The organism is Actinomadura rugatobispora (assembly GCF_055379765.1).
In genome coordinates this window covers 2,547,325-2,573,251 of the sequence record NZ_AP029191.1, presented here as the reverse complement: position 1 = coordinate 2,573,251, position 25,927 = coordinate 2,547,325, and the positions used below count along the sequence as shown (strand labels likewise).

Sequence of the window (25,927 nt, the reverse complement as noted above, 5' to 3'; positions counted from 1 at the left end):
CGGCCGAATCGAACGAGGGATTCTGGTCAGTTGGACACGGCCTTACCAGGGCTCTCACTTGGTAAAGTCCAAAATTGGTTGAGTTTGCACGAGGCTTTGTTCTGGCGGGGCGAGAGGGAGCTCGATGACTCAGATCCGTATTGAGGATGTGTGGCCGCTGTCGCCCCTGCAGGAAGGGCTGCTCTTCCACGCCTGGTATGACGAGCGGGCGCGCGACGTTTATGTCGGGCAACATATTCTGGATCTGGCCGAACCCCTCGACACCGGGCTGCTGCGAACCTCCTGGCAGGCGCTGCTGGACCGGCACGCGAGCTTACGCGCGGGATTCCAGCAGCCCACCGGGGCGCAGCAGCTCGTCCAGGTGATCGCGAGCGGTGTGCGGGTGCCCTGGCGCGAGCTGGACCTGTCGGGACGGCCCGCCGCGGAGGCGGCGGAAGAGCTCGCGCGCGCCGCCGAGCAGGAGCGGTCGCGCAACTTCGACCTGTCGGTGCCGCCGCTGCTGCGCCTGCTGCTGGTGAAGCTGGCGGGCGGCGAGTACAGGCTCGTGGTCTCGATGCACCACATCGTGCTCGACGGCTGGTCGTCCCCGATCCTGTTCGACGAGCTGGCCCGGATCTACGCCGCGGGCGGTGACGCGGGCGGCCTGCCCCCGGTGACGCCGTATCGCGAGTACCTGGCATGGCTGGCACGCCAGGACAAGGACGCGGCGCGGCGGGCCTGGCGGCGCGCGCTGAGCGGGCTCACCGAGCCGACGCGCGTGGGCCCGGCCGAGCCGCCGAGCGCGCCGGTGATGCCGCACTACGTGACCGTGCGCGCGACGGAGGAGCTGACGGAGCGGCTGCGAAGCCTGGCGGGCGGCCGCGGCCTCACCCTGAACACGGTCGTCCAGGGCGCCTGGGGACTGGTGCTCGGCAAGATCACCGGCCGGGCCGACGTGGCCTTCGGCGCCACGGTGGCCGGGCGTCCGGCGGAGCTGCCGGGCGTGGAGCGCATGCTCGGGCTGTTCACCAACACCGTCCCCGTGCGGGTCCGCCTGGAGGCCGGCGAGCCGTTCGGAGAACTGCTGGCCAGGCTCCAGGGCGAGCAGTCGGAACTGCTGGCCCACCAGCATCTGGGCCTGGCGGAGATCCAGCGCGTGGGCGGTCCCGGCGCCAGGTTCGACAGCCTCATGGCGTACCAGAACTACCCGCGCGTCGGTGGCGGCGGTCAGCCGGGCCCCGGCGGCCTGAAGGTCACCGGCGCCGAGGGCGAGGACGCCTCCCACTACCCGCTCACCCTGCTGGCCGCCGCCGCGGACCGGCTCGACCTCGGCCTGGAATACCGGCCGGACGTGTTCGGCGAGGAGGCGGCGCAGGCTCTGCTCGACCGGCTGGTCCGGGTGCTGGAGCAGGTCGCCGCCGACCCGACGGTCCGGACGGGACAGGTCGGGGTGCTGTCGGACACCGAACGCCGTCATGTCGTCGTGGAATGGAACGACACCGTCCGGGATGTGCCGGGCGAGTCGTTGGTGGACCTGTTCGAGGCTCAGGTGGCGCGGTCCCCGGACGCTGTGGCGGTGGTCTGTGAGGGGACCGGGTGGTCGTACGCGGAACTGGACGCGCGGGCGAACCGGATGGCGCACGAACTGATCGCGCGGGGGACCGGGGCCGGCGCCCTGGTCGGTGTCGCGATGGACCGGTCGGCGGAACTGCCCGCGGTGCTGCTGGGGATCATGAAGGCGGGCGCCGCGTACGTTCCGATCGATCCGGAGTACCCCGCCGACCGCATCGCCTACATGCTCGGCGACGCCCGCCCGGCGGTGGTGGTGTGCACGACCGCGACCGAGGAACTCCTGCCCGGCGAGGCGGGAGCCGAGCGGCTGGTGATCGACGAACCGTCGGCCGCCGCCGCGCTGGCGGCTCGTCCGGCGACCGCGCCGTCCGTGCCGCTGCACGCCGACGACCTCGCGTACGTGATCTACACCTCGGGCTCGACGGGACGTCCCAAGGGAGTCGCGGTCGGTCATGCGGCGGTCGTCAACCAGCTGCTCTGGATGCAGGGCCGGTACGGGCTCGCGGCTGATGACCGGTCGGTGCAGAAGACTCCGCTGGGGTTCGACGTCTCGGTGTGGGAGCTGTTCTGGCCGTTGATCGTGGGTGCGGGCGTGGTGGTGGCCCGGCCCGGCGGTCATCGCGACCCGGCCTATCTGGCCGAGCTGATCGTGCGCGAGCGGGTCACCACGGCCGAGTTCGTTCCCTCGATGCTCGCGGCCTTCCTGCAGGAGGAAGGAGCCGTGCCGGCCGCCCGGACCCTGCGCCGGGTGTTCTCGGGCGGGGAGGCGCTGCCGGCAGGGTTGGCGTCCGAGTTCGGTGAGCGGCTGGGGGTGCCGCTGCACAACCTGTACGGGCCAACGGAGACGACGATCGGTGTGACCGCCCAGCCATGTTCCGGTATGGGCGGGTCCGGTGCGGGCGCGTCCGATGCGGTGCCGATCGGTCGTCCGGTGTGGAACACGCGGGTGTTCGTGCTGGACGAGTTCCTGCAGCCGGTCCCGGCAGGGGTCGCCGGGGAACTGTACGTCGCCGGGGCCCAGCTTGCCCGTGGGTATGTGGGGCGGGCCGGTCTGACGGCGGAGCGGTTCGTGGCGTGCCCGTTCACCGGCGCCGGTGAGCGGATGTACCGGACGGGCGACCTGGCGCTGTGGAACGAGGCCGGGGAACTGGTGTTCGCCGGTCGCGTGGACGAGCAGGTCAAGATCCGCGGTATCCGGATCGAGCCGGGTGAGGTGGAGGCGGTCCTGGCCGCCCACGAGCAGGTCGGCCAGGTCGCGGTGATCGCCCGCGAGGACCGGCCGGGTGCCAAGCGGCTGGTCGCCTACGTCGTCCCCGCCGAGGGGCGGACGGACGCGAGCGCGAGCGCGCTGCGGGAGTACGCGGCCGCGCGCCTGCCCGAATTCCTGGTGCCCGCGGCCGTGGTGGTGCTGGACGCGCTGCCGGTGATGGTCAACGGCAAGCTGGACCGGGCCGCGCTGCCCGCACCCGACCTGGCGGGCCGGATGACCGGCCGGGCCCCCGCGACCCTCACCGAGGAGATCGTCGCCGGCCTCTTCGCCGAGGTTCTCGGGGTGAGGAGGGTGGGAGCGGAGGATTCGTTCTTCGAGCTGGGTGGTGACTCGCTGCTGGCGATGCGGTTGATCGCGCGGGTGCGGGCCGTTCTGGAGGTCGAGGTCAGCGTCCGTGAGTTGTTCGCCGCCCCGACTGTGGCGGGTCTGGCGGGTCTGGTCGACACCGGGCGGGGTGGTGCGCGGACGGCTCTGACGGCGCGGGAGCGTCCGGAGGTCGTGCCGCTGTCGTACGCCCAGCAGCGCATGTGGTTCCTGAACCGGCTGGAGGGAACCGGTGCCGGGGCCGGCTACAACGTGCCGCTGGCGCTGCGGCTGTCGGGTGATCTGGACGTCGCGGCGCTGGAGGCGGCGCTCGGCGATGTGGCCGATCGGCACGAGAGCCTGCGGACGATCTTCCCCGCGGTCAACGGCGTGCCACGTCAGGAGATCCTGCACGGCGCGGCGGGGCGGCCGTCGCTGGCGGTGACCCGGACCGATGAGCAGGGTCTCCCCGAGGCCGTGGCCGTCGAGCTCGGGTACGGGTTCGAGGTCGACCGCGAGTTGCCGTGGCGGGCGCGGCTTTTGGAGTTGTCGGGGTCGGAGTTTGTGTTGGTGGTGGTGGCGCATCACATCGCGGTGGATGGCTGGTCGATGGATGTGCTGGTGCGTGATCTGGGCGTGGCGTACGCGGCGCGGCGTTCGGGCGGCGTGCCCCAGTGGGAGCCGCTGCCGGTCCAGTACGCCGACTATGCGCTCTGGCAGCGCGAGGTTCTCGGCGACCTGGACGATCCGGACAGTGTGATCTCGGCTCAGCTTGGTTTCTGGCGTGAGGCGCTCGCGGGCATTCCCGAGGAGCTGGCGTTGCCGGTGGATCGTCCGCGTCCGGCGGAGGCGTCTTTCCGGGGTGGGTCGGTGTCGGTGGGTGTGGGTGCGGAGGTGCATGCGCGGTTGGTGCGGGTGGCTCAGCAGCGTGGTGTGACGATGTTCATGGTGGCGCAGGCGGCGTTGGGGATGTTGCTGGCGCGGTTGGGTGCGGGGAGTGATGTTCCGGTAGGTACGGCGGTGGCCGGTCGTGGTGAGGAGTCCCTCGAAGACCTCGCTGGGTTCTTCTTGAACACGTTGGTGTTGCGGACGGATGTGGGTGGTGATCCGTCGTTCGCTGAGGTGTTGGAGCGGGTGCGGGAGGCCGATCTGGCGGCTTTCGCGCATCAGGATCTGCCGTTCGAGCGGCTGGTGGAGGACCTCAACCCCGCCCGTTCGCTGGCACGGCACCCGCTGTTCCAGGTGGCGCTGACGCTGCATCACGTGTCCGAGTCCCGATCGCTGAACGTGCTGCCCGGCCTGGACGTCCGGCCGCTGCGGACCGACGAGATGGTCTCGGCACGGTTCGATCTGGAGATCACCTTCGCCGAGTTGCGCGACGAGCGCGGCGCCCCCGCGGGCATGAGCGGAGCGATCGACTACGCCGTGGACCTGTTCGATGAGGGGTCTGTGCGGGCGTTGGCGGAGCGGTTGGTGCGGGTGCTGGAGCAGGTGGCCGCGGATCCGCGGGTTCGTGTCGGGGATCTGGAGGTGCTGGCGGCCGATGAGCGGCACCGGGTGCTTGAGGGGTGGAACGACACCTCCCGGTCGGTGCGGGAGGGGACGCTGGCGGAGTTGTTCGAGGCTCAGGTGGCGTGTTGCCCGGATGCGGTGGCGGTGGTGTTCGAGGGCGCGGAGCTGAGCTATGCCGAGGTGGATGCCCGTGCCAACCGGGTTGCGCATGAGCTGATCGCTCGGGGCGTGGGCCCTGAGGATGTGGTCGGTGTGCTGGTGGAGCGGTCGGTGGACCTTCCGGTGGTGGTGCTGGGGGTGGCCAAGTCCGGTGCCGCTTACCTGCCGATCGACCCGGAGTATCCGGCCGATCGGATCGGCTTCATGCTCGGTGATGCTCGTCCCGCCGTGGTGGTCTGCACGCAGGCGACCGCGGGCCTGGTGGAGGGTTTCGGGGTTGAACGCCTGGACCTGACGGCCGTCTCCACTGGTCGGGATGCCGCGCCCACGGATGCGGACCGGGTGAGGCCGTTGCGTGCCGGTCATCCGGCCTATGTCATCTACACCTCGGGGTCGACGGGGACGCCGAAGGGTGTGGTGGTGACGCATGCGGGTGTGGGGAGTCTGGCGGACTGGCAGATCGAGCGGTTCGGGTTGGGTGAGGGTGCGCGGGTGCTGCAGTTCGCCGCGCTGGGGTTCGATGCGGCGTTCTGGGAGCTGTGCATGGCCCTGCTGACCGGTTCTGCCCTGGTGCTGGCGGATCCGGATCGGATGCAGAGTGATCTGGAGGGGTTGGTCGGTGAGGCGGGGGTCACGCATGTGACGCTGCCGCCGTCGATGCTGGCGACGGTCGGGGAGTTGCCGGCCTCGCTGGGAACGATCGTGGTGGCGGGTGAGGCGTGCCCGTCAGGTCTGGTGGAGCGGTGGTCGGCTGGGCGGCGGATGTTCAACGCCTACGGGCCGAGTGAGTCGACGGTCTGCGCGACGATGAGCCCGCCCCTGGACGGTGATGGGGTCGTCTCGATCGGCGGGCCGATCTGGAACACGCGGGTGTTCGTGCTGGACGACCTGCTGCGCCCGGTGCCACCGGGCGTGGTCGGCGAGCTCTACATCGCCGGTCCGGCGCTGGCCCGTGGATATGTCGGGCGGGCCGGGCTGACCGCCGAACGGTTCGTGGCGTGCCCGTTCAACGGTGGGCGGATGTATCGCACGGGTGACCTGGCCAGGTGGGACGAGGCGGGCGTCCTGGAGTTCGCCGGTCGTGCGGACGAGCAGGTGAAGATCCGGGGCTTCCGGATCGAGCCCGCCGAGGTGGAGGCCGTGCTGGCCGCTCACGAGCAGGTCGGCCAGGCGGCGGTGATCGCTCGTGAGGACCAGCCAGGCGTGAAGCGGCTCGTCGCCTACGTCGTCCCGGCCAACGGCCGATGCGAGGAAGGCGTGCTCCGTGACTTCGTGGCCGATCGGCTGCCGGACTACATGGTCCCCGCCGCGGTGGTCGTGCTGGACGCGTTGCCTGTCACGGCGAACGGCAAGCTGGACCGGGCCGCGCTGCCCGCCCCGGACTTCGCGGGCGCGGTCACCGGTCGCGGTCCGGCGACACCGACCGAGGAGGTGCTGTGCGGGTTGTTCGCCGAGGTCCTCGGGCTGGAGACGGTGGGAGCGCAGGACTCCTTCTTCGAGCGTGGCGGGGACTCGCTGCTGGCGATCCGGCTGATCGTCCGGATCCGTGCGGTCCTGGACGTCGAGATCGGCATCCGCGAGCTGTTCGGCGCCCCGACCGTCGCCGAACTGGCCCGAATCCTCGACAACGACCGGCCCGGCAACACCGGCGTCGCGCTCACCGCACGCCAACGCCCCCAGAACGTGCCACTGTCCTACGCCCAGCAGCGCATGTGGTTCCTCAACCGACTCGAAGAAGCCGGCGCGGGCGCCGCCTACAACGTCCCGCTCGCACTGCGCCTGTCGGGTGACCTGGATGTCGCGGCGCTGGAGACGGCGCTGGGGGATGTGGCCGACCGGCACGAGAGCCTGCGTACGGTTTTCCCCGAGAGCGAAGGGGCCCCACGTCAGGAGATCCTTGAGGGGCGGGAAGGCCGTCCCGGGCTCGTCGTCACCGAGATCGGTGAAGAGGAACTGGACGCGGCCGTCGCGAGGGAGGTCGGGCGAGGGTTCGACCTGCGCCGGGAGCTGCCCTGGCGTACGACGCTGCTAGTGCTGTCGCCGACCGAGTACGTGCTGATCGTGGTCGCGCACCATGTCGTCGTGGACGGCTGGTCGATGGGCGTCCTGGCCAACAACCTGAGCGTGGCGTACACGGCGCGGACGGCAGGGGCCGCCCCCGCGTGGGAGCCGTTGCCGGTGCAGTACGCGGACTACACGCTGTGGCAGCGCGAGGTGCTGGGCGACCTGGACGATCCCGAGAGTGTGATCTCGGCGCAGCTCGGCTACTGGCGGCAGGCGCTGGCGGGGATTCCGGAAGAACTCGTCCTGCCGCTGGACCGGGCGCGTCCGGCGGAGCCGTCCTTCCAGGGACGTGCCGTACCGATCCAGGTGACCGCGGAGACGCACGCCGCGCTCGTGGAGATCGCCCGGCAGCGTGGTGTCACGATGTTCATGGTCGCGCAGGCGGCGCTGGCGCTGCTGCTGGCGCGGATGGGCGCGGGGACCGACATTCCGCTCGGCACGGCGATCGCCGGTCGCGGTGAGGAGGGCTTGGAGAAGCTCGCGGGCTTCTTCATCAACTCGTTGGTGCTGCGAACGGATGTGAGCGGCGACCCGTCGTTCGCCGAGCTGCTGGAGCGGGTGCGCGAGACCGACCTGGCGGCTTTCGCGCACCAGGACCTGCCGTTCGAGCGGCTGGTCGAGGACCTCAACCCCGCCCGCTCGCTGGCACGGCATCCGCTGTTCCAGGTGATGCTGGGCGTCGACGCCGTCCCGTCGGCAGAGACCCCCTTGGACCTGCCGGGTCTGCACGCCCAAGCCCTTCCGCCGGACGAAACGCAGGTGGCCAAGTTCGACCTGTCGGTCACGCTGGCCGACCATCGGACCGAGGACGGCCTGCCCGCCGGCCTCGGCGGAGAGATCCTCTACGCGACGGACCTGTTCGATGAGGCGACCGCTCGGGCGCTGGCGGACCGGTTGGTTCGCGTTCTGGACAAGGTCGCGGCCGATCCGTGGGTGCGGGTCGGTGATGTGGAGGTGCTGGAGGAGGTCGAGCGGCGTCGGGTGCTGCTGGACTGGAACGGCACTGCCCAGCCGGTGCCCGATGCATCTCTGGCCGAACTGTTCGAGCGGCAGGTGGCCGAGTCTCCGGACGCGGTGGCGGTGGTGTTCGAGGGTGCGGAGCTGACCTACGCCGGGTTGAACGAGCGGGCGAACGGTCTGGCGCACGCGTTGATCGCTCGGGGTGTGCGGCCGGGTGATCTGGTCGGTGTGCTGATGGACCGCTCGGCCGATCTGATCGTCGCGTTGCTCGCCGTCGTGAAGGCCGGTGGGGCGTATGTGCCGCTGGAGGAGCGGCGGCGGGCGGTCGCAGCCGAAGCGGGCGTCTCGCTGGTCCTGACGGATGCGGATCTGACCGGGGAGTTTCGTGCGGACAACCCGGGTGTCCGCGTATCTGGGGATTCGCTGGCGTATGTGATGTTCACATCGGGGTCGACCAGTGTGCCGAAGGGCGTCGCGGTCACTCACGCCAACGTGGTTGCGTTCTGTTCCGATGGGCAGTGGCGTGATGATGTGTTGCGGGTCGTGTTGGTGCAGGCCAACCATGCTTTCGATGCGTCGACGTATGAGGTGTGGGCGCCGTTGCTGCGGGGCGGTCGGCTTGTCATTGTTCCGCCGGGTGAGGTCGACGCGGTTGAGCGTGGTCGGCTGATCGCGGAGCAGCGGGTTACGCATGTGGTTGCGGCGTCGGGGTTGTTCCGGGTGCTGGCCGAGCAGTCGCCGGAGATCTTCGCCGGTGTGCGGGAGGTGTTGACCGGCGGGGATGTGGTGTCTGCCAATGCCATCCGGGTGCTGTTGGAGACCCATCCGGGCCTGGTCGTGCGGACGACGTACGGACCGACCGAGAACACCGCGTTCACGACGCAGCTCGCCTTCACTGACGCCGAGTTGGTTCCGGTTCCGGTGCCGATCGGCTTCCCGATGGACAACACCCAGGTCTTCGTACTGGATGAGTTCCTGCGGCCGGTTCCGCCTGGCGTGACCGGCGAGCTCTACATCGCCGGTGCGGGGTTGGCGCGCGGCTACATGGGCCGGGCGGCTTTGACCGCGGAGCGGTTCGTGGCGTGTCCCTTCTCTTCCGGGCGCATGTACCGGACCGGTGACCTGGGCCGGTGGACGTCCGCCGGAGTCCTGGAGTTCGCGGGCCGGGCCGACGAGCAGGTGAAGATCCGCGGTTTCCGGATCGAGCCCGCCGAGATCGAGGCCGTCCTCGCCGCCCACGAGCAGGTCGGTCAGGTCGCGGTGATCGCTCGCGAGGACCGGCCCGGTGTGAAGCGGCTGGTCGCCTACGTCGTTCCCACCGATGAAGACACCGGCGCGGACGAGGCGGCGCTGCGAGCGCATGTCGCGGCGCGACTGCCGGACTATATGGTCCCTGCCGCCGTGATGGCGCTGGACGAGCTTCCGGTCACCGTCAACGGCAAGCTCGACCGTGCGGCGCTTCCGGCCCCCGACTTCGCCGGGCAGATCACCGGCCGAGGGCCGGCGACGGTGACCGAGGAGATCGTCTGCGGGCTGTTCGCCGAGGTCCTCGGGCTGGAGACGGTCGGTGCGGAGGACTCGTTCTTCGAGCTCGGTGGTGACTCGCTGCTGGCGATGCGGCTGATCGCCCGGGTGCGGGCCGTTCTGGACGTCGAGGTCAATATCCGTGAGTTGTTCGCCGCGCCGACGGTCGCGGGCATCGCTCGGCTGGCCGATGGCGAGCAGGCCGGTGGCACGCGGGCGGCTTTGGCGGTGCGGGCGCGTCCGGAGGTCGTGCCGCTGTCGTACGCCCAGCAGCGCATGTGGTTCCTCAACCGGCTCGAGGAGAGCAACGTCCGGGCCGCCTACAACGTCCCGCTCGCCCTGCGCCTGTCGGGTGATCTGGACGTCGCGGCGCTCGAGGCCGCGCTGGGGGACGTGGCCGATCGCCACGAGAGCCTGCGCACGGTCTTTCCGGAGACCGGCGGGGTGCCGCGGCAGGAGATCCTGCACGGTGAGGCGGGCCGGCCGTCGCTGACCGTCGTGCGGGTCGACGAGCGTGAGGCGGGCGGGACCGTCGCCGCCGAGATGGGCCGCGGGTTCGACCTCGGCCGCGAGTTGCCCTGGCGGACGACTCTGCTCACGATCTCGGAGTCGGAGTACGTGCTGGTCGTGACCGCGCACCACATCGCGGTGGACGGCTGGTCGATGGGCGTGCTGGCTCGCGAGATGGGCGTGGCGTACGCGGCGCGGCGTTCGGGGAGTGCCCCCGAGTGGGAGCCGCTGCCCGTCCAGTACGCCGACTACGCGCTCTGGCAGCGCGAGGTTCTCGGCGATCTCGACGACCCGGACAGCCTGATCTCCGCGCAGCTCGCGCACTGGCGTGAGGCCCTCGCGGGCATTCCCGAGGAGCTCGCCCTGCCGGTGGACCGTCCCCGTCCGGCGGAGGCGACCTTCCGGGCCGGCTCGGTGCCGATCGAGGTGGACGCGCGGACCCACGCCGGGCTGACGGAGACCGCCCAGAAGAGCGGCGTCACGATGTTCATGGTGACGCAGGCGGCGTTGGCGTTGCTGCTGGCGCGTTTGGGCGCCGGTACCGACATTCCGGTCGGTACCGCCGTCGCAGGCCGCGGTGAAGCCGTGCTGGAGGATCTCGCCGGCTTCTTCATCAACACGTTGGTGTTGCGGACGGACGTGAGCGGCGATCCGTCGTTCGCCGAGCTGCTGGGGCGGGTGCGGGAAGCCGATCTGGCGGCGTACGCGCATCAGGATCTGCCGTTCGAGCGGCTGGTCGAGGACCTCAACCCGGTCCGGTCCCTGGCGCGGCACCCGCTGTTCCAGGTGATGCTGACCGTGCAGAACCTCCCGCAGGATGAAGCTCCCATGGAGCTGCCCGGTCTGCGTGCCCGTCCGCTGGTCGAAGCGGAGGAGGAAGCGGCGTCGGCCAAGTTCGACCTCTCGTTTTCGCTGGCCGAACACCGGACCGCGGACGGCGCTCCGGCGGGGATGAGCGGGGGCATCCACTACGCCCGCGACCTGTTCGACGAGGCGACCGCCCAGGCCCTGGCGGACCGCATGGCGCGGGTGCTGGAACAGGTCGCCCGCGATCCACAGGTGCGGGTCGGTGATGTGGAAGTGCTCGGCGAGGCCGAGCGTCACCAGGTCCTGGTGGAGTGGAACGACACGGCCCGTCCGGTGCCGGAGGCGTCTCTGGCCGAGTTGTTCGAGCGGCGGGTAGCCGAGTCTCCGGACGCCGTGGCGGTGGTTTTCGAGGGCGCGGAGCTGACCTACGCCGAGCTGGACGGCCGAGCGAATGGTCAGGCGCATGCGCTGGTCGGCCGTGGGGTGAGGCCGGGTGATCTGGTCGGTGTGGTGATGGACCGGTCGGCCGATCTGATCGTCGCATTGCTGGCGGTGTTGAAGGCTGGTGGGGCGTATGTGCCGCTGGAGGAGCGGCGGCGGGCGGTCGCAGCCGAGGCGGGCGTCTCGCTGGTCCTGACCGATGCGGATCTGACCGGGGAGTCTCGTGCGGACAGTCCGGGCGTGCGCGTGTCGGGGGATTCGCTGGCGTATGTGATGTTCACGTCGGGGTCGACCGGTGTGCCGAAGGGTGTCGCCGTCACTCACGCCAACGTGGTCGCGTTCTGCGGGGACGGAAGCTGGACCGATGAGGTGGTCGAGCGGGTCCTGGTCCAGGCGAACCACGCGTTCGACGCCTCAACGTATGAGGTGTGGGTGCCGTTGCTGCGCGGTGGCCGCTTGGTGATCGTTCCTCCGGGGGAGGTGGATGCGGTCGAGCGTGGCCGGTTGATCGCTGAGCACGGGGTGACCAACGTGCATGCCACAGCGGGCTTGTTCCGGGTGCTGGCCGAACAGTCCCCGGAGATCTTCGCCGGGGTCCGGGAGGTCTCGACCGGCGGCGACGTGGTCTCGTCCGCCGCGATCCGGGCGCTGCTGCAACAGCACCCGGGCATGGTCGTGCGGACGACCTACGGGCCGACGGAGAACACCGCGTTTACCACGCAGGTCCCCTTCACCGACCCGGCGGCTGTTCCGGCCTCGGTGCCGATCGGTGCGCCGATGGACAACACCCGGTCGTACGTGCTGGACGGATTCCTCCAGCCGGTGCCACCGGGTGTGGTGGGCGAGCTCTACATTGCGGGCGCGGGTTTGGCTCGGGGGTATGTGGGGCGGGCCGGGCTGACGGCGGAGCGGTTCGTGGCGTGTCCGTTCGACGGCGGGCGGATGTATCGCACGGGTGACCTCGCCAGGTGGAGCGAGGCCGGAGTACTGGAATTCGCCGGTCGCGTGGACGAGCAGGTGAAGATCCGTGGTTTCCGGATCGAGCCCGCCGAGGTGGAGGCCGTGCTGGCCGCTCACGAGCAGGTCGGGCAGGCGGCGGTGATCGCGCGTGAGGACCAGCCGGGCGTGAAGCGGCTCGTCGCCTACGTCGTCCCGGCCAACGGCCAGTGCGACGAGGGCATGCTGCGTGACTTCGTGACGGAACGGCTCCCGGACTACATGGTCCCCGCCGCGGTGATGGTGCTCGACACCCTGCCGGTGACCGTGAACGGCAAGCTGGACCGGGCCGCGCTGCCCGCCCCGGACTTCGCGGTCGCGGTCACCGGTCGCGGCCCGGCGACACCGACCGAAGAGGTGCTGTGCGGCCTGTTCGCCGAGGTCCTCGGGCTGGAGACGGTCGGTGCGGAGGATTCGTTCTTCGCACTGGGCGGGGACTCGCTGCTGGCGATGCGGTTGATCGCACGGGTCCGGGTCGTCCTGGACGCGGAAGTGGGCATCCGGGACCTCTTCACGACGCCGACCGTCGCCGGTGTGGCGCGTCTGGCGGACGCCGACAGGGGTGGGGTACGGGCCGAACTGGCGGCGCGGTCGCGTCCGGAGGTTCTGCCGCTGTCGTACGCCCAGCAGCGGATGTGGTTCCTCAACCGGCTCGAAGAGGACGGCGCGGGCGCCGCGTACAACATGCCGCTGGCGCTGCGGCTGTCGGGTGATCTGGACGTCGCGGCGCTGGAGGCGGCGCTCGGCGATGTGGCCGACCGGCACGAGAGCCTGCGCACGATCTTCCCCGAAGCCGACGGGGTTCCTCGCCAGGAGATCCTTCACGGCACCGCCGGCCGGCCCGCTCTGCCGGTCACCCAGGTCGGCGAACGCGACCTGGACGACGTGCTGGCCGCCGAGATGGGCCGCGCGTTCGACGTGGAGCGCGAGCTGCCGTGGCGGACCCGGTTGCTCAAGCTCTCTGACTCGGAGTTCGTGCTGGTCATGGTCGCCCACCACATCGCGGCGGACGGCTGGTCGATGAGTGTGCTGGCCCGCGACCTGGGCACCGCCTACGCGGCGCGGAGCGCTGGCGGCGTTCCCGAGTGGGCCCCGCTGCCGGTGCAGTACGCGGACTACGCGCTCTGGCAGCGCGAGGTCCTCGGCGACCTGAACGACCCGGAGAGCGTGATCTCCACTCAGCTCGGCCATTGGCGCGAAGCCCTGGCCGACCTTCCGGAAGAGCTTGCCCTGCCGATGGACCGTCCCCGTCCGGCGGAGGCGTCCTTCGCCGGTGGGTCCGTGTCGGTGCGGGTGGACGCGGATGTGCACGCGAGGCTGGTCGAGATCGCCCGGCAGCGCGGTGTCACGATGTTCATGGTCGCGCAGGCGGCGCTGGCGACGCTGCTCGCCCGGACGGGTGCGGGCACCGACATTCCGATGGGCACACCGGTGGCCGGACGCGGTGACGCGGCCCTCGAAGATCTGTCTGGGTTCTTCCTGAACACGCTGGTCCTGCGGACGGACCTGAGCGGTGATCCGTCGTTCGCCGAGCTGCTGGACCGTGTGCGGGATGCGGACCTGGCGGCTTTCGCGCACCAGGACCTGCCGTTCGAGCGGCTGGTCGAGGACCACAACCCGGTCCGGTCCCTGGCGCGGCACCCGCTGTTCCAGGTCATGATGACCTTCCAGAACGTCCAGGCGGAGACGCCCTGGCTGCTGCCCGGACTGCGTGTTCGGCCGCTTCCGCCGCCGGACGGCGCGGAGGCCGCCAAGTTCGACCTGTCGGTCACCTTCGCCGAGATGCGTGACGAGCAGGGCGCTCCGGCCGGAATCGACGGCGGCATCCAGTACGCCACCGACCTGTTCGATGAGGCGACCGCTCAGGGACTCGCAGACCGGTTGACCCGGGTGTTGGAGCAGGTCGCGGCCGATCCGTGGGTGCGGGTCGGTGATGTGGAGGTGCTGGAGGAGGTCGAGCGGCGTCGGGTGCTGCTGGACTGGAACGGCACTGCCCGGCCGGTGCCCGATGCATCTCTGGCCGAACTGTTCGAGCGGCAGGTGGCCGAGACTCCCGATGCCGTGGCGGTGGTGTTCGACGGTGCGGAGCTGACCTACGCCGGGTTGAACGAGCGGGCGAACGGTCTGGCGCACGCGTTGATCGCTCGGGGGGTGCGGCCGGGTGATCTGGTCGGTGTGCTGATGGACCGCTCGGCCGATCTGGTCGTCGCGTTGCTCGCCGTCGTGAAGGCTGGTGGGGCGTATGTGCCGCTGGAGGAGCGGCGGCGGGCGGTCGCCGTCGAGGCGGGCGTCTCGCTGGTCCTGACGGATGCGGATCTGACCGGGGAGTCTCGTGCGGACAGTCCGGGTGTGCGGGTGTCGGGGGATTCGCTGGCGTATGTGATGTTCACGTCGGGGTCGACGGGTGTGCCGAAGGGTGTCGCCGTCACTCACGCCAACGTGGTCGCGTTCTGCTCCGATCGGGAGTGGCGTGATGATGTGTTGCGGGTCGTATTGGTGCAGGCCAACCATGCCTTTGACGCGTCGACGTATGAGGTGTGGGCGCCGTTGCTGCGCGGCGGACGGCTAGTCGTCGTGCCTGCGGGTGAGGTGGACGCGGTTGAGCGTGGTCGGCTGATCGCGGAGCAGCGGGTTACGCATGTTGTTGCGGCGTCGGGGTTGTTCCGGGTGCTGGCCGAGCAGTCGCCGGAGATCTTCGCCGGTGTGCGGGAGGTGCTGACCGGCGGTGATGTGGTGTCGGCCAATGCCATCCGGGTGCTGCTGGAGACCCATCCGGGCATGGTCGTGCGGACGACGTACGGACCGACCGAGAACACCGCGTTCACGACGCAGCTCGCATTCACCGAGGCGGGGGCCGTCCTGGCCTCGGTGCCGATCGGTGTGCCGATGGACAACACCCAGGTCTTCGTGCTGGATGAGTTCCTGCGGCCGGTTCCGCCTGGTGTGACCGGCGAGCTCTACATCGCGGGCGCGGGGCTGGCGCGCGGCTACATGGGCCGGGTGGCTTTGACCGCGGAGCGGTTCGTGGCGTGCCCCTTCTCTTCCGGGCGCATGTACCGGACCGGTGACCTGGGCCGGTGGACGTCCGCTGGCGTCCTGGAGTTCGCGGGCCGGGCTGACGAGCAGGTGAAGATCCGCGGATTCCGGATCGAGCCCGCCGAGATCGAAGCCGTCCTCGCCGGCCACGAGACGGTCGGTCAGGTCGCGGTGGTCGCTCGCGAGGACAGGCCCGGCGCGAAGCGGCTGGTCGCCTACGTCGTCCCCGCCGATCACGACGCCGGCGTCGATGAGGTGGAACTGCGGACGGGCGTCGCGGTGCGGTTGCCCGACTACATGGTCCCGGCGGCCGTGGTCTCGTTGGACGCTCTCCCGGTCACGGCCAACGGCAAGCTCGATCGGGCCGCCCTTCCCGCCCCGAACTTCGCCGGGCTGGTCACCAGCCGTGGCCCCGCCACGGCGGGCGAGGAGATCCTTTGCGGGCTGTTCGCCGAGGTCCTCGGCCTGGAGACGGTCGGTGCGGAGGATTCGTTCTTCGAGCTGGGCGGTGACTCGCTGCTGGCGATGCGGTTGATCGCGCGGGTGCGGGCCGTTCTGGACGTGGAGGTCAGCATTCGTGAGTTGTTCGCGGCGCCGACGGTGGCGGGTCTGGCGGGTCTGGCCGATGCTGGGCGTGGTGGTGCGCGGGCGGCTTTGTCGGTGCGGGAGCGTCCGGAGGTCGTGCCGCTGTCGTATGCCCAGCAGCGCATGTGGTTCCTCAACCGGCTGGAGGAGGCCGGGGCGGGCGCGGCGTACAACGTGCCGCTGGCATTGCGCCTGTCGGGTGACCTGGACGTCGCGGCGCTGGAAGCAGCGCTGGGCGACGTTGCGGACCGGCATGAGAGCCTGCGCACGGTCTTCCCCGAGACCGGCGGGGTGCCGCGCCAGGAGATCCTGCACGGCGAGGCGGGCCGGCCCCGCCTGACGGTCAGCGGAATCGACGCCGAGGACCTTGGTGGAACCCTGGCCGCCGAAGTGGCGGAGGGCTTCGAACTGAGCCACGGGTTGCCGTGGCGGGCGCGGCTTTTGGAGTTGTCGGGGTCGGAGTTTGTGTTGGTGGTGGTGGCGCATCACATCGCGGTGGATGGCTGGTCGATGGATGTGCTGGTGCGTGATCTGGGCGTGGCGTACGCGGCGCGGCGTTCGGGCGGCGTGCCCCAGTGGGAGCCGCTGCCGGTCCAGTACGCCGACTACGCGCTCTGGCAGCGCGAGGTTCTCGGCGAACTCGACGACCCGGACAGCCTGATCTCGGCTCAGCTCGGGTACTGGCGTGAGGCCCTCGCGGGCATTCCCGAGGAGCTCGCCCTGCCGGTGGACCGTCCCCGCCTGGCGGAGGCGTCTTTCCGGGGTGGGTCGGTGTCGGTGGGTGTGGGTGCGGAGGTGCATGCGCGGTTGGTGCGGGTGGCTCAGCAGCGTGGTGTGACGATGTTCATGGTGGCGCAGGCGGCGTTGGGGATGTTGCTGGCGCGGTTGGGTGCGGGGAGTGATGTTCCGGTAGGTACGGCGGTGGCCGGTCGTGGTGAGGAGTCCCTCGAAGACCTCGCTGGGTTCTTCTTGAACACGTTGGTGTTGCGGACGGATGTGGGTGGTGATCCGTCGTTCGCTGAGGTGTTGGAGCGGGTGCGGGAGGCCGATCTGGCGGCTTTCGCGCATCAGGATCTGCCGTTCGAGCGGCTGGTGGAGGACCTCAACCCCGCCCGTTCGCTGGCACGGCACCCGCTGTTCCAGGTGACCCTGACCCTGCAGAACCTCGCCCAGAACCAGTCGTCGCCCTGGGAACTGCCGGGTCTGCGCGTGCGAGGGCTGGAGTCCAACGAGATGGTCTCGGCGCGCTTCGACCTGTCGATCACGTTCGCCGAGGCGCGCGACGAGTACGGAGTCCCGGCCGGGATGGACGGTGACATCCAGTACGCCGTGGACCTGTTCGATGAGGCCACCGCGCAGGCCTTGGCGGAGCGGTTGGTGCGGGTGCTGGAGCAGGTGGCCGCGGATCCGCGGGTTCGTGTCGGGGATCTGGAGGTGCTGGCGGCCGATGAGCGGTATCGGGTGCTTGAGGGGTGGAACGACACCTCCCGGTCGGTGCGGCGGGGGACGCTCGCGGAGTTGTTCGAGGCTCAGGTGGCGCGTTGCCCGGATGCGGTGGCGGTGGTGTTCGGCGCGGAGGAGTTGACCTATGCCGAGGTGGATACCCGTGCCAACGGGGTTGCGCATGAGCTGATCGCTCGGGGCGTGGGCCCTGAGGATGTGGTCGGCGTGCTGGTGGATCGGTCCGAGGATCTGCCCGTCGTGGTCTTGGGCGTGGCCAAGGCCGGTGCCGCTTACATGCCGATCGACCCGGAGTATCCGCCGGAGCGGATCGGCTTCATGCTGGGTGATGCCCGTCCGGCCGTGGTGGTCTGCACCAGCGCGACCGCGCACCTGGTGAGCGACCGGGAACGTCTGGTCTGGGACGACCCGGCGACCGCGTCGGCACTGGCCGCGGCGCCCTCCGACGCCCCCCGCCGGGCGTCCCTCCGGCCCGACCACCCCGCGTACATCATCTACACCTCCGGCTCCACCGGCCGTCCCAAGGGTGTGGTGGTCACGCATGCGGGTGTGGGGAGTCTGGCGGACTGGCAGGTCGAGCGGTTCGGGGTGGGTGAGGGTTCGCGGGTGCTGCAGTTCGCGGCGTTGGGGTTCGACGCGGCGTTCTGGGAGCTGTGCATGGCTCTGCTGACCGGCTCTGCCCTGGTGCTGGCGGATCCGGATCGGATGCAGAGTGATCTGGAGGGGCTGGTCGGTGAGGCAGGGGTCACGCATGTGACGTTGCCGCCGTCGATGCTGGCGACGGTCGGGGAGTTGCCGGTCTCGCTAGGAACGATCGTGGTCGCGGGCGAGGCGTGCCCGTCGGGTCTGGTGGAGCGATGGTCGGTCGGACGGCGGATGTTCAACGCCTACGGGCCGAGCGAGTCGACGGTCTGCGCGACGATGAGCCCGCCCCTGGACGGTGATGGGGTCGTCTCGATCGGCGGGCCGATCTGGAACACCCAGGTGTTCGTGCTGGACGACCTCCTGCGCCCGGTGCCACCAGGCGTCGTCGGCGAGCTCTACATCGCCGGTCCGGCGCTGGCCCGTGGATATGTCGGGTGGGCCGGGCTGACCGCCGAACGGTTCGTGGCGTGCCCGTTCACCGGTGGTGGCGAGCGCATGTACCGGACCGGTGACCGTGTGCGCTGGACGCCGGCGGGTGAGCTGGTGTTCGCCGGTCGTGCGGACGAGCAGGTGAAGATCCGCGGTTTCCGGGTCGAGCTCGGCGAGATCGAGGCGGTGCTGGCCGGTCACCCGACCGTCGGCCAGGTCGCGGTGGTCGCGCGCGAGGACCGGCCGGAGGTCAAGCGGCTGGTCGCCTACGTCGTCCCGGCCGACGGCCGGTGCGATGAGGGCGCGCTGCGCGACTTCGCGGCGGAACGCCTTCCGGACTACATGATCCCCGCCGCGGTGGTCGTGCTGGACGAACTGCCTGTCACGGTGAACGGGAAGCTGGACCGGGAGGCGCTGCCCGCTCCCGATTTCGCCGGTCCGGTGATGAGCCGTGGTCCGGCGACACCGACCGAAGAGGTCCTGTGCGGCCTGTTCGCCGAGGTCCTCGGCCTGGAGACGGTGGGGGTACAGGACTCCTTCTTCGAGCGCGGCGGGGACTCGCTGCTGGCGATCCGGCTGATCGTCCGGATCCGTGCGGTCCTGGACGTCGAGATCGGCATCCGCGAGCTGTTCGGCGCCCCGACCGTCGCCGAACTGGCCCGAATCCTCGACAACGACCGGCCCGGCAACACCGGCGTCGCGCTCACCGCACGCCAACGCCCCCAGAACGTGCCACTGTCCTACGCCCAGCAGCGGATGTGGTTCCTCAACCGACTCGAAGAAGCCGGCGCGGGCGCCGCCTACAACGTCCCGCTCGCACTGCGCCTGTCGGGCGACCTGGACATCGCGGCCCTGGAGGCCGCCCTCGGAGACGTCGCCGACCGGCACGAGAGCCTGCGCACGCGGTTCCCCGACGAGGGCGGGGTGCCGCGCCAGGAGATCGTGCACGGCGCCGGCGGCCGTCCTGAACTGGTGATCAGCGAGGTCGCTCCCGACGGCCTGGACGAGGCCGCGGTCACCGAGATGGACCGCGGCTTCGACCTCGCCCGCGAACTGCCGTTCCGCGCCCGGCTCCTGGCCGCGCGCTCCGCACCGGCGGCGGAACCGGAGTACGTGCTGGTCGTGGTCGCGCACCACATCGCGGTGGACGGCTGGTCGATGGGCGTCCTGGCCCGCGACCTCGGTACCGCCTACGCGGCCCGCCGCGCCCACGGCGCACCGGGCTGGGAGCCGCTGCCCGTCCAGTACGCCGACTACGCGCTCTGGCAGCGCGAGGTCCTGGGCGACCTCGACGACCCGGACAGCGTGATCTCGGCGCAGCTCGGCTATTGGCGTGAGGCCCTCGTGGGCATTCCCGAGGAGCTCGCGCTCCCCGCGGATCGTTCCCGCCCGGCGGAGGCGTCCTTCCAGGGCGAGTCGGTGCCGCTGTGGGTGGGGGCCGACGTTCACGAACGCCTGCTGGAGGTGGCGCAACAGCACGGCGTCACGATGTTCATGGTGGCGCAGGCGGCGCTGGCGATGCTGCTGGCCCGGGTCGGCGCGGGCACCGACATCCCGGTGGGGACGGCCGTCGCCGGACGCGGGGACGCCGCGCTCGAGGGCCTTGCCGGCTTCTTCGTGAACACGCTGGTGCTGCGGACGGACGTGAGCGGCGACCCGTCGTTCAGCGAGGTGCTGGAGCGGGTGCGCGAGACCGACCTGGCGGCTTTCGCGCACCAGGACCTGCCGTTCGAGCGGCTGGTCGAGGACCTCAACCCCGCCCGCTCGCTGGCACGGCACCCGCTGTTCCAGGTGATGCTGACCCTCCACAACCTGCCCGAGGCCCAGGAACCCTGGGAACTGCCGGGCCTGGACGTCCGGCCGCTGGACACCGAGGACAAGCTGGCGGCGCGGTTCGACCTGTCGGTCATCCTGGCCGAGCAGCGTGACCGGCAGGGTGCCCCGGCCGGAATGGCGGGCGGCGTCCACTACGCCACCGACCTGTTCGACGAGCGGACCGCGGAGGTCCTGGCAGGCCGGCTGGTGCGGGTGCTGGGACAGGTCGCCGCCGATCCGGGACTGCGCCTGCGCGAGATCGAGGTGCTGGACGCGGACGAGCGGCGCCAGGTCGTCCGCGACTGGAACGCCACCGACCGGCCGCTGCCGGCCGCCTCGCTGCCGGAGCTGTTCCGGCGCCGCGTGGCCGAGACCCCGGACGCGGTCGCGGTCGTGTCCGGTGATGTGGAGCTGACCTACGCCGAGCTCGGCGGGCGGGCCAACCGGCTGGCGCACTCGCTGATCGATCGTGGAGTGCGTCCCGGGGATCTGGTCGGTGTGCTGATGGACCGGTCGGCCGACCTGATCATCGCGTTGCTCGCCGTCGTGAAGGCGGGTGCGGCGTACGTCCCGCTGGACGCCGGTCATCCGGCCGAGCGGCGCCGGGCGATCGCGGCCGAGGCGGGCGTCTCGGTGGTGCTGACCGCCGAGGATCTGGTCGAGGGGTCGCGGGCGGACGACCCGGACGTGCGGGTGTCGGCGCAGCAACTCGCCTATGTGATGTACACGTCGGGGTCGACCGGCGTGCCGAAGGGTGTGGCGGTCACGCACGGCAACGTGGTCGCGTTCTGCCTGGACGGCAGCTGGGCCGACGAGGTGGTCGAGCGGGTTCTCGTCCAGGCCAACCACGCCTTCGACGCCTCCACGTACGAGGTGTGGGTCCCGCTGCTGCGCGGCGGCCGGCTGGTCATCGTCCCCGCGGGCGGCGAGGTGGACATCGCCGAGCGCGGCCGGCTCATCGCCGAGCACAAGGTGACCAACGTGCACGCGACCGCCGGGCTGTTCCGGGTGCTGGCCGAGCAGTCACCGGAGATCTTCGCCGGGGTGCGGGAGGTGTCGACGGGCGGTGACGTGGTGTCGGCCAACGCCGTCCGGGCGCTGCTGGAAGAGCACCCGGGCATGGTCGTGCGGACGACGTACGGGCCGACCGAGAACACCGCGTTCACCACGCAGCTCGCGTTCACCGAGGCGGGCGCCGTCCCGGCCTCGGTGCCGATCGGTGTGCCGATGGACAACACCCGGGCGTACGTGCTGGACGGGTTCCTGCGCCCGGTGGCGCCGGGCGTGGTCGGCGAGCTCTACCTGGCGGGTGCCGGGCTGGCGCGTGGATACGCCGGCCGTCCCGGTCTGACGGCGGAGCGGTTCGTGGCGTGCCCGTTCACCGGTGGACGGATGTACCGCACGGGCGACCTGGCCCGCTGGACGTCCGCCGGCGTCCTGGAGTTCGCGGGCAGGGCCGACGAGCAGGTGAAGATCCGCGGGTTCCGGATCGAGCCCGCCGAAGTCGAGGCCGTCCTCGCCGCCCACGACGGCGTCCGCCAGGCGGCGGTGATCGCTCGCGAGGACCGGCCGGGCGTCAGGCGGCTCGTCGCCTACGTCGTTCCCGCCGATGGGGGCACCGGCGCGGGCGAGGCGGCGCTGCGGGCGCATGCCGCGGCGCGGCTGCCCGACTACATGGTCCCGGCCGCCGTGGTCTCGCTGGACGCGCTCCCGGTGACGGTCAACGGCAAGCTCGACCGTGCCGCGCTCCCCGCGCCCGCCCTCGCCGGGCCGGTGACGAGCCGTGGCCCGGCGACGCCGACCGAAGAGGTGCTGTGCGGGCTGTTCGCCGAGGTTCTCGGCCGGGAGACGGTGGGCGCGGAGGACTCGTTCTTCGAGCTGGGCGGTGACTCGCTGCTGGCGATGCGGCTGATCGCCCGCGTGCGGGCGGTGATGGACGCCGAGATCAGCGTCCGTGAGCTGTTCGGCGCCCCGACCGTCGCGGGCCTGGCCGAACTGGCCGACGGTGATCGTGGCGGCGCCCTCCGGACGGAACTGGCGGTGCGAGAGCGTCCGGAGGCCGTGCCGCTGTCGTACGCCCAGCAGCGCATGTGGTTCCTCAACCGGCTGGAGGAGGCCGGCGCGGGCGCCGCGTACAACATGCCGCTCGCGCTGCGCCTTTCAGGCGACCTGGACATCGGCGCCCTCGAAGCCGCGCTCGGCGACGTGGCGGACCGGCACGAGAGCCTCCGCACGGTCTTCCCGGGCGACGGCGGGACGCCCCGGCAGCAGGTCCTGGAAGGCGAGGCCGGACGGCCCCGGCTGACGGTGACCCGGGTCGACGAGCGCGACCTGGACGGGGTGCTCGGCGGCGAGATGGCGCGCGGGTTCGACGTGGAGCACGAGCTGCCGTGGCGGACCCGGCTGCTGGAGCTCTCGGAGGCGGACCACGTGCTGGTCGTGGTCGCGCACCACATCGCGGCGGACGGCTGGTCGATGGGCCTGCTGGCCCGCGACCTCGGGATCGCCTACGCGGCTCGAAGCGCGGGCGGCGCGCCCGGCTGGGAGCCGCTGCCCGTCCAGTACGCCGACTACTCGCTCTGGCAGCGCGAGGTCCTCGGCGAACTCGACGACCCGGACAGCCTGATCTCCGGACAGCTCGGCTACTGGCGCGAGACCCTCGCCGGCCTGCCGGAGGAGCTCGCGCTCCCCGCGGACCGTCCCCGCCCGGCGGAGGCGTCCTTCAAGGGCGGCTCGGTGCCGTTGCGCGTCGACCCCGACGTGCACGCCCGCCTCGTCGAGGTCGCCCGGCGGAACGGCGTCACCATGTTCATGCTGGCGCAGGCGGCGCTCGCGGTGCTGCTGGCGCGGACGGGCGCCGGAACCGACATGGCGTTCGGCACCGCCGTCGCGGGCCGGGGCGACGCGGCCCTGGAGGACCTGGCCGGGTTCTTCCTGAACACGCTGGTCCTGCGGACGGACGTGAGCGGCGACCCGTCGTTCGACGAACTCCTGGCGCGGGTGCGGGAGGCGGACCTGGCGGCGTACGCCAACCAGGACCTGCCGTTCGAGCGCCTGGTCGAGGACCTCAACCCGGTCCGGTCCCTGGCCCGGCACCCGCTGTTCCAGATCTGGATGACCTTCCAGAACATCCCGCAGGCCGACACCCCCTGGGAACTGCCCGGACTGCGCGTCCGGCCGCTGCAGCCGCCGGACGAGACGGAGACGGCCAGGTTCGACCTGGCGGTCACGTTCGCCGAGGTCCGCGACGAGCGCGGCGTCCCGGCCGGGATCGACGGCGGTGTCCAGTACGCCGTCGACCTGTTCGACGAGGGCACAGCGCGGCTGCTAGCCGATCGGCTGGTCCGCGTGTTCGAGCTGGTGGCCGCCCACCCGGACCGGAAGGTCAGCGGGCTGGACGTCCTGTTCGACGACGAGCGGGACCGCGTGCTCGAAGGCTGGAACGACACGTCCCGCCCGGTGCGCGGGGGAACGCTGCCCGAGCTGTTCGAGGCGCAGGCCGCGCGCGTTCCGGACGCGCTCGCGGTGACGTACGGCGAGGCGGAGCTGACCTACGCCGAGCTGGACGCCCGCGCGAACCGGCTGGCGCACACCCTGATCGATCGCGGAGCGGGCCCCGAGGGCCTGGTCGGCGTGCTCATGGATCGTTCGGAGGACCTGCCCGTCGTGGTTCTGGGCGTGGCCAAGGCCGGGTCCGCCTACCTGCCGATCGACCCGGAGTATCCGCCGGAGCGGATCGCCTTCATGCTGGGTGACGCCCGTCCGGCCGTGGTGGTCTGCACCAGCGCGACCGCGCACCTGGTGACCGACCGGGAACGCCTCGTCTGGGACGACCCGGCGACCGCGTCGGCACTGGCCGCGGCGCCCTCGGACGCCCCCCACCGGACGTCCCTCCGGCCCGAACACCCCGCGTACGTCATCTACACCTCCGGCTCCACCGGCCGCCCCAAGGGCGTGGCAGTCACGCACGGCGGTATCGGCGGCCTCGCGGACTGGCAGATCGACCGGTTCGGGCTGGGCGAGGGCTCACGGGTGCTGCAGTTCGCCGCGCTGGGCTTCGACGCGGCGTTCTGGGAACTCTGCATGGCCCTGCTGTCGGGCGGCGCGCTCGTCCTGGCCGACCCCGACGGCATGCAGGACAGCCTGGAAGCCGTGGTGACGGACGCCGGTGTCACCCACGTGACGCTGCCGCCCTCGATGCTCGCGACGGTGGAGGACCTGCCCGAATCCCTGAGCATCATCGTGGCCGGAGAGGCATGCCCGCCCGCCCTCGCGGCCACGTGGTCGGCCGGCCACCGGATGTTCAACGCCTACGGCCCCACCGAGTCCACGGTGTGCGCCACGATGAGCGCGCCCCTGACCCCCGGAGGCGGCATCTCCGTCGGCGGCCCCATCTGGAACACCCGGGTCTACGTCCTGGACGAGTTCCTGCGCCCCGTCCCGCCCGGCGTCACCGGCGAGCTCTACATCGCCGGCCCCGCCCTGGCCCGCGGCTACGTCGGCCGCCCCGCGCTCACGGCCGAACGCTTCGTCGCCTGCCCCTTCGCCCCCGGACGCATGTACCGCACCGGCGACCTCGTCAGCTGGACACCGGCCGGCGAACTCGTCTTCGCCGGCCGCGCCGACGACCAGATCAAGATCCGCGGCTTCCGCGTGGAGCCGGGCGAGATCGAGGCGGTCCTGTCGGCCCACGCCCAGGTCGCCCAGGCCGCGGTCATCGCCCGCGAGGACCGGCCGGGCGTCCAGCGCCTGGTCGCCTACGTCGTCCCCACCGAGGACGGGGTGCCCGCCGACATGCTGCGGGAGTTCGTGGCGATCAGGCTGCCGGACCACATGGTCCCGGCCGCGGTCGTGCTGCTGCCCGAACTGCCCGTCACGGTGAACGGCAAGCTCGATCGCGCGGCCCTCCCGGCGCCGGACTCCGCCGCGGCCGGCCGCCCCCCGGCCACCCCGGCCGAGGAGATCCTCTGCGACCTGTTCGCCGAGGTCCTCGGCCTGGACCGGGTCGGCGCGGAGGACTCCTTCTTCGAGCTGGGCGGCGACTCCCTCCTCGCGATCCGCCTGATCTCCCGGATCCGCGCGGTCCTGGACGTCGAGGTGAGCATCCGCACGCTGATCGGCACCCCGACCGTCGCCGAGATCGCCGCGTCGCTCCACGAGCACGACCGCACCGGCGACTTCGCGCCGGTGGTGGCCTTCCGTACCGAGGGCGACAAGCCCCCGATCTTCTGCGTCCACCCCGGCGGCGGCCTCGGCTGGAGCTACGCCGGACTGGCCGACCACTTCCCGGACCACCCGGTGTACGGCCTCCAGGCGAGTGGACTCGACGGCGAAGGAGACCTCCCCGACACCGTCGAGGAGATGGCCGACCACTACCTGTCCCGGATCCGCGCCATCCGGCCGACCGGCCCGTACCACCTCGTGGGCTGGTCCTTCGGCGGCGTGGTGGCCCAGGCGATCGCGGCCCGCATCCCGGACGAGGTCGCGATGCTGGCCGTCATCGACGGCTACCCCTACCGCGAGACGGAAGGGGCGGGCGTCGCTCCCCGAGCCCGCCTCCGGCCGGTCGCGGCCGAACCCGACGCGTCGCTCTCGGCCCTGCACAAGGTCGCGGAGAACAACACGCGCCTCCTCATGGAGCACGTGCCGGCCCCGTTCCCAGGCGACCTCCTCCTGTTCGTCGCCAAGTTCAACCGGCCCGACGACACACCCGCCACCGAGGCCCCGGAAGCCTGGAAGCCCTACATCGAGGGCACCGTCCGCAGTCACGACATCGCCTCCGACCACCACCGGATGCTGGAGGGCGAACCCCTCCAGGAAATCGCCCAGCTGATCTCCACCGCCCTCCGCGCCTTCTGA

Annotated in this window: 1 protein-coding gene; it reads left to right on the top strand. The window is 71.3% G+C overall.

Features of this window, described 5'->3' with window-relative positions:
* The first annotated feature begins 124 nt into the window (after nucleotides 1–124).
* Complete coding sequence (locus ACZ466_RS10725) at nucleotides 125–25,927, top strand: non-ribosomal peptide synthetase (RefSeq protein ID WP_464043336.1); 25,803 nt, start codon at nucleotides 125–127, stop codon at nucleotides 25,925–25,927.

Excerpts from the sequence above, each read along its gene's own strand:
- ACZ466_RS10725 (WP_464043336.1), top strand. The coding sequence starts at position 125 with ATGACTCAGATCCGTATTGAGGATGTGTGGCCGCTGTCGCCCCTGCAG.